Origin of the sequence: Acinetobacter sp. TY2 (genome assembly GCF_046269225.1) — a bacterium.
GTDB lineage: Bacteria > Pseudomonadota > Gammaproteobacteria > Pseudomonadales > Moraxellaceae > Acinetobacter.
Genome location: NZ_JBJZOR010000013.1, coordinates 92116 through 104940, shown reverse-complemented (window position 1 = coordinate 104940; position 12825 = coordinate 92116). Strand labels below are relative to the sequence as shown.

The 12825-nt window shown below is 36.9% G+C and carries 15 protein-coding genes; 4 read left to right on the top strand and 11 right to left on the bottom strand.

Annotation, left to right across the window (positions count from 1 at the left end):
* Positions 1-80: 80 nt before the first annotated feature.
* The 3 genes from ACK1JC_RS10195 to csrA all read left to right on the top strand — a co-directional run bounded on the left by ACK1JC_RS10195 (position 81) and on the right by csrA (position 2281).
* On the top strand, positions 81-296 hold the full coding sequence (locus ACK1JC_RS10195; RefSeq protein WP_409511755.1) for a helix-turn-helix transcriptional regulator: 216 nt from the start codon (positions 81-83) through the stop codon (positions 294-296).
* A 209-nt stretch (positions 297-505) separates the two neighbouring features.
* A complete protein-coding gene (locus ACK1JC_RS10190; RefSeq protein ID WP_409511754.1) occupies positions 506-1786 on the top strand; it encodes an aspartate kinase in 1281 nt (426 codons plus the stop codon).
* Positions 1787-2026: 240 nt separating this feature from the next.
* Positions 2027-2281 (top strand): carbon storage regulator CsrA, encoded by a 255-nt coding sequence (gene csrA / locus ACK1JC_RS10185; protein WP_409511753.1) that lies wholly within the window; start codon positions 2027-2029, stop codon positions 2279-2281.
* A gap of 67 nt (positions 2282-2348) precedes the next feature.
* On the opposite strand, the gene rnhB is transcribed toward csrA, so the two are convergent.
* The gene (rnhB, locus tag ACK1JC_RS10180) at positions 2349-2915 is read right to left on the bottom strand and encodes a ribonuclease HII (RefSeq protein ID WP_409511761.1); all 567 of its coding nucleotides are present in this window, start codon (positions 2913-2915) and stop codon (positions 2349-2351) included.
* A gap of 61 nt (positions 2916-2976) precedes the next feature.
* A complete protein-coding gene (locus ACK1JC_RS10175) occupies positions 2977-3357 on the bottom strand; it encodes a hypothetical protein (RefSeq protein WP_409511752.1) in 381 nt (126 codons plus the stop codon).
* 247 nt (positions 3358-3604) lie between these two features.
* Here ACK1JC_RS10175 and ACK1JC_RS10170 point away from each other — a divergent pair, with 247 nt between their 5' ends.
* Positions 3605-4159 carry a cytochrome b gene (locus tag ACK1JC_RS10170; RefSeq protein WP_409511760.1) on the top strand — a complete coding sequence of 185 codons (555 nt, stop codon included), beginning with the start codon at positions 3605-3607 and terminating at the stop codon, positions 4157-4159.
* 513 nt (positions 4160-4672) lie between these two features.
* Here the strand turns inward: ACK1JC_RS10170 and ACK1JC_RS10165 are convergent.
* The 9 genes from ACK1JC_RS10165 to ACK1JC_RS10125 all read right to left on the bottom strand — a co-directional run bounded on the left by ACK1JC_RS10165 (position 4673) and on the right by ACK1JC_RS10125 (position 12750).
* Positions 4673-4807 (bottom strand): hypothetical protein, encoded by a 135-nt coding sequence (locus tag ACK1JC_RS10165; RefSeq protein ID WP_409511751.1) that lies wholly within the window; start codon positions 4805-4807, stop codon positions 4673-4675.
* A 592-nt stretch (positions 4808-5399) separates the two neighbouring features.
* Entirely contained in the window at positions 5400-5759 is a 360-nt protein-coding gene (locus tag ACK1JC_RS10160; protein ID WP_409511750.1) for a hypothetical protein, read from the bottom strand.
* A 78-nt stretch (positions 5760-5837) separates the two neighbouring features.
* Positions 5838-6839, bottom strand: a complete 1002-nt coding sequence (locus ACK1JC_RS10155) for an adenosine deaminase (RefSeq protein ID WP_409511749.1) — start codon at positions 6837-6839, stop codon at positions 5838-5840.
* 147 nt (positions 6840-6986) lie between these two features.
* Positions 6987-8306, bottom strand: coding sequence for an NCS2 family permease (locus tag ACK1JC_RS10150; protein ID WP_409511748.1), 1320 nt, complete (start codon positions 8304-8306; stop codon positions 6987-6989).
* Between the two features lie 337 nt (positions 8307-8643).
* Positions 8644-8844 carry a hypothetical protein gene (locus tag ACK1JC_RS10145; RefSeq protein ID WP_409511747.1) on the bottom strand — a complete coding sequence of 67 codons (201 nt, stop codon included), beginning with the start codon at positions 8842-8844 and terminating at the stop codon, positions 8644-8646.
* Positions 8845-9106: 262 nt separating this feature from the next.
* Entirely contained in the window at positions 9107-10762 is a 1656-nt protein-coding gene (gene actP / locus ACK1JC_RS10140; protein WP_409511746.1) for a cation/acetate symporter ActP, read from the bottom strand.
* On the bottom strand, positions 10755-11066 hold the full coding sequence (locus tag ACK1JC_RS10135; protein WP_409511745.1) for a DUF485 domain-containing protein: 312 nt from the start codon (positions 11064-11066) through the stop codon (positions 10755-10757). Before ACK1JC_RS10135 ends, actP begins: the two co-directional genes overlap by 8 nt.
* 34 nt (positions 11067-11100) lie before the next feature.
* Positions 11101-11454 (bottom strand): AMP-binding enzyme, encoded by a 354-nt coding sequence (locus ACK1JC_RS10130; protein ID WP_409511744.1) that lies wholly within the window; start codon positions 11452-11454, stop codon positions 11101-11103.
* Positions 11455-11496: 42 nt separating this feature from the next.
* Positions 11497-12750: an AMP-binding protein gene (locus ACK1JC_RS10125; protein WP_409511743.1), complete on the bottom strand. Its 1254-nt coding sequence runs from the start codon at positions 12748-12750 to the stop codon at positions 11497-11499.
* Positions 12751-12825: the final 75 nt, after the last annotated feature.

Sequence of the window (12825 nt, the reverse complement as noted above, 5' to 3'; positions counted from 1 at the left end):
GAGGATGGTGCAGAGGCAATTTGGGCTAAAGCGAAAATTGATTTTGATGCAATCGCTCAAAGTTTGAAGGAGGTGTCGTGATGGAGAGATACTTAACATCTAATAATATATGCGAGATGTTTCACATAACTAAGCGCACATTAAATCGATGGGAAGCAAAAACACCATGGGGTATTCCATTCCCTGCCCCTGCATTTAGTTCTGAAGGCGGAACAATGAAACGCTACCTGATCAGTGATGTAGAAGCATGGGAGCAGAAGTGTCAAAACATAGACCAACCGAAAAAGGCTATATAGAGTGCAAAATGGCCAAAACCATAAGACTTTATGATATTTAGCCCCTTCGAGTGATTGTTAGCACATTTGCCATACTATATACTGTCCCCCAAATTTACGTCTTGCTAAAAACTTCAGTATTTTCATTAATGTACATTTATGTGTACATAATAAAATTATTAGCAAGAATATGTAACCTTTACCTGTAATAATTCAAGGGTTTAAGTGTCATGGCATTAATCGTTCAAAAATATGGCGGTACCTCTATGGGTACTCCCGAGCGCATTTTAAATGTTGCTCGTCGTGTGAAGCGCTGGCACGATCATGGTCACAAAGTGGTCGTGGTGGTTTCGGCAATGAGTGGCGAAACCAATCGCCTACTTGCTTTAGCGAAAGCCATTACCGAAACCCCTGATCCTCGTGAACTTGACCAAATGGTGTCTACGGGTGAACAGGTAACGATTTCAATGTTAGCAATGGCACTCAATTCAATTGGTGTTGATGCTAAATCGCTTACAGGCCGCCAAGTTGGCATTAAAACCGATAGCGCATTCAATAAAGCACGCATTGAGTCAATTGATACCGATGTTATGACTGGTCATTTAGATGCAGGTCGTGTGATTGTCGTTGCGGGTTTCCAAGGCTTTGATGCTGATGGCAACACCACAACTTTAGGCCGTGGTGGTTCAGACACTTCAGGCGTAGCACTTGCTGCTGCACTCAAAGCAGATGAATGTCAGATTTATACCGATGTTGATGGTGTTTACACCACTGACCCTCGTGTTGCTCCGAAAGCCAAAAAAATTGATCGCATTTCATTTGAAGAAATGCTTGAAATGGCATCTTTGGGTTCAAAAGTTCTACAGATTCGTTCTGTTGAATTTGCAGGGAAATATCAAGTACCTTTACGTGTATTATCAAGTTTTGATAATGACAATGATGGCGCATTCGACGAAGAATTTAAAAAGAACGTCGGGACACTAATCACTACTGAAGCGGAAGACAACATGGAAAATCCAATTATCTCGGGTATTGCGTTCAATCGTGACGAAGCTAAATTGACTATTTTGGGTGTGCCTGATGAACCAGGTATTGCATCTAAAATCTTATCTCCAATTGGTGCTGCAAACATTGAAGTGGATATGATTATCCAAAATGTTGAAGAAGATGGTACAACAGACTTCACATTTACTGTTAACCGTAGTGAATTAAACAAAGCCAAAGCTATTCTTGAAGCAACGGCAAAAGCAATTGGTGCACGTGAAGTTGCAACACGTGGTGACATTGTCAAAGTGTCAATTGTGGGTGTTGGTATGCGTTCACATGCTGGTGTAGCAAGTAAAATGTTTACTGCTCTTGCAGATGAAAGTATCAATATTTTAATGATTTCAACTTCTGAAATTAAAATTTCAGTGATTATTGAAGAAAATTATCTTGAGCTAGCTGTACGTGCATTACATACTGCTTTCGGTTTAGACCGTGAACATGGTGAGTCTAGCGTTCGCGGATAATTTTGAAACACTTATCATAAATTAATCGTTCACATAGGCGATAAAATACGAGAGCCGCTATAGTTTTTTCTGTAGTGGCTCTGTTATATTAGCGCTGAGGGTTTTTTATAAAATTTCAATAGATCGATAAGAATTGCTTAATTCGTCACATTTTTCTGTTAAAATTTTATCGAATACTGAGGTTGTTGCTTTCTATTTGAAATAACTATCGCAGGTTTAGCGTTTTGCAAGGAGATAAACATGCTGATTCTGACCCGTCGTGTCGGAGAAACATTAATGATTGGAGATCAAGTCAGTGTAACTGTGCTTGGTGTCAAAGGTAATCAGGTACGTATTGGTGTCAATGCACCTAAAGAAGTATCTGTACATCGTGAAGAAATATATCAACGTATTCAACACGAACGTGCAATGCATGAACATTTGCAGCACATTGATCAGGAATATCAACCATCTTTTGAAGATGCTAATTTCCAACAAAACGATTTTAACCGATAAGGTTTGATGGTTTTAAAGATAAAGTGGCTCACAAGGCCACTTTAAATTTATCAAATGTTCAAAAATATTATAATCCTAGTGCTTTTTTCACAGGAGCATAGCTACGGCGATGTTCATCAATTACCCCATGTTCTGCAATGGCTTCAAAATGTGCTTTTGTTGGATAGCCTTTGTGTTTCGCAAAACCATATTGTGGATATTTAGCATCCATTTCAACCATTTGATGGTCACGAGTCACTTTCGCTAAAATACTTGCAGCAGAAATATCAGCATGTAAAGCATCCCCACCAACAACTGCTTCACAACTCATCTGTAAACCTAATGGAATTTTATTACCATCGACACGTACATGTTCGGGAGTAATTTTTAGCCCTTCTACCGCACGGCGCATGGCAAGCAATGAGGCCTGTAAAATATTGATTTCATCAATTTCTATATGCGATGCTTCTGCAATACACCAAGCCAATGCTTTTTCTTGAATCTCAACAAAGAGCTTTTCACGTTTTTTTTCAGTGAGCTTTTTAGAGTCGTTCAATCCTTCAATCGGATTATTCGGATCAAGAATGACTGCTGCCGCTACAACAGAACCAACCAATGGTCCTCGACCTGCTTCATCCGTACCTGCGATATACATATACACGTTCCACTCGTAAAAAAAAGACTGAATAATCAGTCCTTTTTATTTTACCATAAGATTACTTCACTGCTTCAGCAACACATGCATTGATGGTTTTACTGACCGCATTTGAAACAATTGTTGCACGTGCCGATGGATCAATAGCTGCTGTTGCAAGATCTACAGCCGTTACACTTTCTGGTGCTTTTTCACTGACACAACCACAAATTTCAGATTGAATATTGGTTCTTTGTGTATCTGTCATCAATACCGTTGCGGTTTTCCATGCGGGTAAGTTATTTAATTCAGTCGTACATTTCGCATTTATTGCAATTTTTAATGCTGCATTTCCTAATGTTTGCGTCATTGATGGTGTTGCATTTCCTCCGGTAGAATCTGTCGTTGTACACGCAGAAAGAACCAAAGCCAACGGGGCAAATACTGCAATCAGTTTTTTCACAATATGACCTTTCTATACTTAAAAAAATTGTTTAGCTATTTTGCCTAAACTCAACGACAGTGGATAGCCAAATTATTCTGCATTCATGTAGTTGTCTATTATTAGGACAAAAAAAAGGAGTACCATTTTCATAATGCATTTTATATGACTCTGCGTTGCATTTTTAAAACACTCCGTTGAATTTTTACCAATGTTTCTCAACATAAAAGCCCCTATCATGTTCGAAAATACAGAAGATGACTTCACTATGCAGACACAAAATGCTTATTACACAAGAACAGCTCAGTGGCTCCATTGGATTATGGCCGTTATTTTTATTGCAGCATGGCTTGTAGGTTTCTATAGCGGTAATTTTTTAAGTTATGATGTGGATGGCTCATTTAAAGGTACTGTGATTACCTTTCATAAAAATATTGCAACTGTCATTTTATTTTTGGTCGTGATTCGTCTTTTTTGGCGATATACCCATCCTGCGCCCAAACTCCCTGATAGCATGTCGCCTATGATGAAAACATTGGCACATTTAGGGCATTTGGCATTGTATGTGATGTTACTTGCTTTACCAATTACGGGCTGTTTATTCAGTTGGAGTGCCGGACATCCTGCCCCAGTGTTGTACTTATTTGAGATACCTCGTTTAGTTCAAGAAAATGATGATATTTTAATGATTGTCAAACCCTTGCATATTTATTTGTCTTGGGCTGTGGGTTTGCTGATTGTTGGGCATATTGCAGCAGCACTTAAACATCATTTTATTGATAAAGATAATATTTTACGTAGTATGCTCCGTCAAAAAGATTAAACCTTTTTAACCCAATGCCAATACTAAAAAAGCCGATCAAGACCTCTTGCCTTGATCGGCTTTTATTTTGAATCAACATGAGTCAACGTTAATTTTTATTATTTACATTTATCTTTTTGCGTATTGGCTTTTAAGTCCCCAATAACCTACATACAAATAGCTAATTTTCCTAGACCTTTTGCTGTGGATCAAAAACAATTTTCACAGGAAAATAGCGTACAATTTTAGTGAAATTGCCCTTTGCATTATCGGCTGGTAGCAACGCTAAATCGAAGTCACTATTGCCTGAAATACAGTCTAAAGTACCGAAAAATATACTTATCGCCTTATGACAATTTAGACAATTGCGTTTCTTTTAAATTGGCTTCAATCCATAAATAATCTAAAGGTGCAATCACGAAAAGGCTTCTACCGACACTCAATTTCTCTCACTTTACGAGAAGACACTGTTCCATCTCTTGGTGCAATCAGTTGAGTCGCCCTCAAATTATTTTCACTATGATGTAAACCTGCTTAAGCTACACTTAACTCAGTCGTCAAACTTGCTCTTTGTTCCTGTAAAACTTTAATATTTTGTTCATTTTTTTGAATTTTTACTTTAGCAAATTTTGCATTACTTTGTTGAGTGATTAAGTCTTCCTTCACCATATAAAAATCACTTTTACAGAACCCACCAATATTCACTAACGCCTTTGTACATTTTAGATAACCGTAGCGAGTTGCTGTGAAGCATCAGCTGCAGAAATCTAAACTTTGACTATCACTAAATACCTGACTTAAAGTACCTTGTATCGCATTCAACACTGATTATATTTTCTCACTTTGCAACTGCACGTGCTTATCCCAATGTCGCTGAATATAGTTTTTCACACTCATTGATAAAATGGCTGAATACTCTAACTCCTCCTGTTAAGCCCAATACACGTGCATGAAAACAATGCCACAGGTAGGTCACTCAACAAGCAAAATGTCATATAACACTAAATTTAGGGTTACAAGTAAACATAATCCTGCCTAAACCCGTTAATAAAAAGGTGAGAAGTAAACCTGAAATCTGTCCAACATTTTAGCTTTATACCTTTCTGCAATTTGTTATTTGAATAGTTTTATTGTGTATAAAAATAACTTAATAAAATTCAATTATTTGTATTTATTTTCAACATGCCTATTTTTGACATTTCCCTATCTATCATTCAGTTGCATATATCTGAAAAGAATCCATCTAAAAATTTCTTTAAACCTACTTCAAAATTTCTTGTGTACAACCTTTGATACTATTCACCACAGCATTCTGAATGAGTTTATTTTTTGCAGATTCATTAATTGTTGCCATTAATACATCCTTACTTGAAACGTCATTTAAAGCATTTTCACTGACACATCCACAAATCTTTTTTTGTGCATGATCTTGTTTTGATGTCGACCAAAAAAATGAAGACGCTTGCCAAATTTTATTGGCTTTCAATTCACGGCCACATTGTTGTTCAATGAGTGGCTTTAACATTTTTTGTGCCACAGACTGATTCTTTGTTACATTATTGGTAGCATAACTCACCGAACTCATAAAAATAGTCATCATTAACATCAATAAAACTTTCACAGCTTTTCCTCAAAATTTTAAAACAACAAAAAAGCAGTGAATTGACACTGCTTTTTTGAGATTTAATTCATATTTAAATTAAACCAAAGCATCAATTTTTGCATTCCACTTATTTTTTTCTTCAGCAGAAATAAATGAAGCGTCAAATGAGTTTTTAGCTAATGTTTTCAACTCTATATCGGTCAAATCAAGTGCTTCTGCAATCGCAATAAAGTTATCATTCATATAACCACCAAAGTAAGATGGATCATCTGAATTCACTGTAACATGCACGCCTTGTTGCAATAGACGGTGAATATTATGTTCAGCCATATCCTGAACAACTTTTAGCTTTAAATTGCTCAGTGGACACACTGTTAAAGGCATCTTTTCAGCAATTAAACGTTGCATTAGTTTTGGATCTTCTTCAGAGCGTACACCATGATCAACACGGTTTACTTTCAATAAATCTAAAGCTTCCCAAACATATTCAGCTGGTCCTTCTTCACCTGCATGTGCAACGATAAGAAAGCCTGCTTCATGTGCTTTAGCAAAAACACGCTCAAATTTTGAAGGTGGATGACCCACTTCACTTGAATCTAGACCCACGGCAATAATTTGATCTTTAAATGGTAAAGCTTGCTCAAGTGTTGCAAAAGCAGCTTCTTCGCTCAAATGACGTAAAAAACACATAATCAAATGCGAGCTAATGCCTAATTTGACTTTGGCATCATCACAGGCACGTTGTAAACCATTAATTACAGTTGCAAAAGCAACTCCACGGTCAGTATGAGTTTGTGGGTCAAAGAACATTTCTGTATGTACGACTTGATCTTCAGCACATTTTTCAAAATATGCCCAAGCCAAATCATAAAAATCTTGTTCGTGAATCAGTACATTTGCCCCTGCATAATAAATGTCGAGAAAAGACTGTAAATTATGGAAGTTATAGGCTTGTTTAACTTCTTCTACCGATTTATATGGAATATCAATATTATTACGCTGAGCAATGGCAAACATGAGTTCAGGCTCAAACGTTCCTTCAATGTGTACGTGTAATTCTGCTTTGGGTAAAGCACGAATGAGTTCTAAGCGATTCATGTTACGTTCCTCGAATAAATCTTTTTTCATATGTATTGATCTATTAATGGATCATCATTCATCAATACACAAGAGATATAAAATTAAAAAAATTGAAAATAAAAAAGGGTGCAAACTGAGTTTACACCCTTCAATAGCAATGAAAAATTAGCCGCCAAATGCAACGAATTTAATCACCCAAAGTACAGCAATAATCCAAACCATATACGGTACAGTTTTCGCTTTACCTGTAAACAATTTCACCAAAGCATAGCTAATAAAACCCATTGCAATGCCATCGGCAATTGAATAGGTAAATGGCATAAATACGATGGTTAAAAATGCTGGAACGGCTTCTGTAATGTCATCCCATTCAATATTGGTGATGCCCTGAATCATCAATACACCCACAAATAATAATGCTGGTGCAGTAGCAAAACCTGGAACAGATTGAGCCAATGGTGCAAGGAACAAACACGCAATAAACAATAGACCAACGACAACTGCTGTTAAACCTGTACGTCCACCTGCAGCAACTCCTGCTGAAGATTCAATATAAGGTGTTGTTGAAGATGTACCTAAAACTGCACCAGCAACAATTGCAGTCGAATCAGCAAATAAAGCCTTTTTCAAACGTGGCAATTTACCGTCTTTGAGTAAGCCTGCACGATGTGAAACGCCAACCAATGTTCCTGTTGAGTCAAATAAATCGACCAAGAAGAAGACGAAAATCACACCCACTAAACTTGCGGTAAATAGACCTTCAAAGTTCATTTGTAAGAATGTCGGTGCAATAGAAGGAATTGTTCCAACCACACCTTTAAACTCATTCAAGCCTAATGCTGTTGCAAGACCTGTCACGACTAAAATACTGATAATAATTGCGCCACGCACTTTAAAGAAATGCATAACCACAATCATAAGAAAGCCTAAAAGCGTCAGTAAAACTGTTGGTTTACTTAAATCACCTAAACCTACTAGCGTTGCTTGATTAGCAACAATAATTCCTGAGTTTTTCAATGCAACTAATGCAAGGAATAAACCAATACCACCACCAATGGCAAACTTCAAAGACATTGGAATAGCATTGACAATCGCTTCACGAATTTTAAACATGCTAATTGCAATAAATACTAAGCCTGATACAAAAACAGCTGCTAAAGCAGTTTGCCAAGGTACACCCATGCCTAAACATACCGAATACGTGAAATAAGCGTTTAAGCCCATTCCCGGTGCCAGTGCAATTGGATAGTTTGCAACAATACCCATGACCAAACAGCCAATTGCAGCAGCCAAACAGGTTGCAACAAAAACAGCACCATGATCCATACCTGTTTCAGAGAGAATCAACGGATTCACAATGATGATGTAACACATTGTCAAAAATGTCGTTAAACCCGCAAGGATTTCGGTTTTGAACGTTGTTTTATTCTCGCTGAGTTTAAATAAGCGTTCGAGCAAACCCGCTGAAGGATTTGGATTCGTCATTGTAGAGCCCCTGCAATTTGAGCTATGCGGAAGAAAATGATCTATTTAAAGATGCATGCCAAGTCAGCAAAATGCATTCAATAAATGTACCAAGAATAAGTAATAGATATAAATAAATTGAATGAAAAAAGCTGCATCATTTGCAGCTTTCTATACAATTGATTTCAATCAGGCTTATACACCTGAAACATTCATACCCTTTAATATTTAAAATTATAACATACTGTTTTAAAAAAATTAGCATCTCACGATAAGCGTATGTAAACACATTAGACATTTCTTTATTGTGCTTTCTCAACATACGCTTAAAAACTGACAATAATCATTTATACTGAATCTAATTCAATGCATTATTTTCTGTGAGTAAATGCTGATTATAAGGATTACTTTCAATTATTTTAATCGACTGATGTGCATCCTTAATAATCTGTATCACTTCTGCCTGCTTTCTCTTTTTTTGCACATCAAGATAAGATAAATACCCCACGCAGAGTATTACGCTTAAACCCACACCAATCGGTAACATCAACTTATACATTTTAATGACCCATATTCTTATTATTGCTCAATAATTATATACAAACGATCATGTCTCGATGATTTTTTTATTACATAATAAGCTTAATCACTATCATTTTTTTTGATGCGTTATTTCATTAAATTGTCACTCAATTTTGTTATGTAAACAAACTCTCAAGCATTAATTAGAATAGTTGAGAATTTGTTTATTTGAAAATTAGTTTTATTCATTCAAAGTTCTAATGACTAAACCCCACTGATCATAAGCCTATTAATAATGACTAGTGCATTGGAACTTCTTCCAAATCTTGCTGTTTTGCACCAAGTTCTGACCGTACGACTTGTTGTTCAAAACCCGCTCGATCAATTTCGGCACGCTCACTTCGATCCATCAATGAGACAACACAACTCACAATAAAAGCTAAAGGCATCGAAAATAATGCAGGATTATCATAGGGGAAAATAGCTGCTGCATGCCCCATCACCCCGACCCATACCGTTGGTGATAAAACTACAAAAATGATTGCAGAAATAATTCCTGTAAAACCACCCCAAATTGCGCCACGAGTCGTTAAATCTTTCCAATACATTGCCAAAAACAAAACCGGAAAATTTGCAGATGCAGCAATACCAAAAGTCAGCCCCATCAGAAAGGTAATATTCATTTTTTCAAAAAGGATGCCGCAAGCAATTGCAATTATTCCCAATCCAATCACAGCAAAACGTGAAACTGCCATTTCTTGTTTTTCAGTTGCTTCACCTTTTTTGATTACTTTTTGGAACAAATCATGTGAAATAGCAGATGCACCCGCAAGCGTTAAACCTGCCACTACAGCCAAAATCGTTGCAAATGCGACAGCAGACAAGAAACCAAGTAATAAATTACCACCGAGCGCGCCAGCTAAATGAATTGCAACCATATTTGAGCCACCGATGAGCTCACCACCGACGATTCCATCGACATAGAAATTTGGATTTGTTCCTATAATCGTCACAGCAGCAAGTCCGAGAATGCATACTAAAATAAAGAAATAACCAATATAACCAGATGCATAAAATACCGATTTACGTGCATCTTGTGCATTAGAAACAGTAAAGAATCGCATAAGAATATGTGGCAAACCCGCTAAACCAAAAATTAGACCAATGGATGTAGAAAGTGCATTAATTGGATTTGAAAGCATTGAACCAGGTTCAAGTACTTTCTGCCCAAGTTGATGATTTTGTACAGCCGCAGCAGCTAAACGATCAAAACTAAAGCCAAAATAACGCAGACATAAAAAGACCAATAGCGTACCACCAAACAATAGTAAAATAGCTTTTACGATTTGAATCCATGTCGTTGCGAGCATGCCACCAAACATGACATATACCAGCATTAAACAACCAACTAGCATGACTGCAAATTTATAATCAATACCGAATAAAAGCTTAATTAACTGTCCTGCACCGACCATTTGTAGTAATAAATAACAACTAACTACAATCAGGGAACCACACGTTGCAAGAATACGCGTTTTTGACGGATCTAAACGATATGAGACAATATCTGAAAAAGTATATTTACCTAAATTCCTTAAACGCTCCGCCATTAAAAAAGTCAAAATTGGCCAACATACAAAGAATCCCGTGACATAAATAAAACCATCATACCCTTTAAAAAATACCATACTCGATGCACCAAGTAAGGTTGAGGCAGACATATAATCACCCGCGATCGCTAAACCATTTTGTTGCGCAGAAATTGAGCCTCCTGCGGTATAAAAATCATCTTTAGAGTGTGTTTTTCTCGCTGCATGCCATGTAATGAGTAATGTAATTCCAACAATCACGCAAAACATGCTAATTGCAGTCCAATTAAGTGAGTGTATCTTAGTCGCAGCTTGAGCTTTACTCGTAAAACCCATTATTAGAATAGAAAGTACATATTTATTCATATTGATACTCCCTTTTAAGCTGTGCTTTGACTTGGTCAAAATGGCGATTGGTTATATAAATATATACCCCTGTAATGAGCCAACTTAAAATAATCACTAGAGCTGCGATAGGCATGCCAACCGTAATAGATTGATTGCCAAGTGTTTGTGCCAATAGTTGCGGATTAAAGCATGCCACACCTATAAATATGAAATAAATCAATAAGACACTCATACTCAACCACATAGCAAAACGATTTCGTGATTTGACCATATTTTTAAATGTCGCATCATTTATGATGGCGTCTTCTATTTGTTGCTTCATTATAATTACTCCCTGTTATGCCCGTTTTTAATTTTTAAACAGCATCCATTTGCTGAAAATAATCGTGATATTGCTCCCTTAAATGCTTTTTACTGATTTTCCCTGTTGGCGTATGTGGAATTTCTTTTACGCTAATTGTCGCCGATGGCAGTGACCACTTATGTAAATGATTTGATAAATACATCAACATTTCTTCATGACTCAAAGTTTGATTTTCCTTTGCCACCACAACTAAAAGAGGTCTTTCGCCCCATTTTGGATGAGCGACTGCAATAACAGCCGCTTCTAAAATTTTAGGATGACCCATTGCAGCATTTTCAACTTCAACACTACTAATCCATTCGCCACCAGACTTAATCATATCTTTCGCACGATCAGTAATATGCATATAGGCATGCGTATCTATCGTGGCAATATCGCCTGTATCAAATCATTGTCCATAAGTCTGCTGTTCAATCTGAGCTTGTTGTCGCGATAATTGTTGTGCAGATGTATGGATATATTGATGAACGACAGTATGTCCTCGTATTTCAAGAATGCCTTCTTGTACACCATCGTGAGCTAATAAATGACCGTCATGATGACGTAATTGCATTTGCATTCCAAACACAGGACGACCACACTTAATTACTTGTGTTTCAAAATTTTTTTGATCTATTTGAGTTCGATTAATTGCCCCTAAAGAACTCGTTTCAGTCATACCCCAGCCATTTTCAATTTGGATACCTAGCGCATGCATACTCTGAATCAATGCTAGAGGTGCTGCTGACCCACCTGAAATTGCGCGTTTTAAATTGAGTTTAATCTGAGGATGATTTGATAAATATTCTTTAAATGCTGTCCAAATAGTGGGCACAGCCATCGAAATATCAACATTTTCTGCTTGCATAAGACTGACGAGTTTTTCGGTTTGTCCTGCAAACTGATTGGGCCAAACCAACTTTGCACCACATAAAATACCGTTGAATGGCATATCCCACGCACTAATATGATAAAGCGGCACAATTGGCATCATTACACTGCTGCGATGTAAACCTACAGCATCATTCATACTCATAATCAGTGCATGCAATACCGTACTTCGATGCGAATACAACACACCCTTAGGCTGCCCTGTCGTACCTGATGTGTAACACAGCCCGCTTGCTCGTTGCTCAGGAATATCCTGCCAATCGTAACATTCAGGTTGAATATTGATTAATGCTTCATAAAATTGGAATGGAAATTCTGCCATTAGCTCATTTTGAATATCACCAAGAACAATCACATATTTTAAAAAACTTTGGAACTCTTCATAAAATTGATTAAGTAAAGGTACACATTCAGGTTCTATTAAAAGTACCTCATCACGTGCATCTAAAATAATTTGCTTAATTTGTGCAGGTTGAAGTTTAGGATTGATCGTGTGATAAATTCGTCCTGTACAAGGAATGGCATAATGCAATTCCATATGTTGATGGGTATTCCACGCCAAAGTACCAACTTTTGCATCAAAAGAAATACTTAGTTGATCCAGCACATGCGCAAATTGAGCGACTCGCTTAAACGCAGCTTTATAGGTATAACGATGCGTACTCACACCATCTGATTTAAGTGAAACAATTTCCTGATCTGCATGTACCATCATTGCATGTTGCATGATTGAGGTAATGTTCAGATTACAGTGCATCATAAGTCCATTCATGATTATTCTATCCTTACACAATTTTACAACTGAGTTTCAAATAGAATATTGCAACTATGATGCCAACTATTTAAT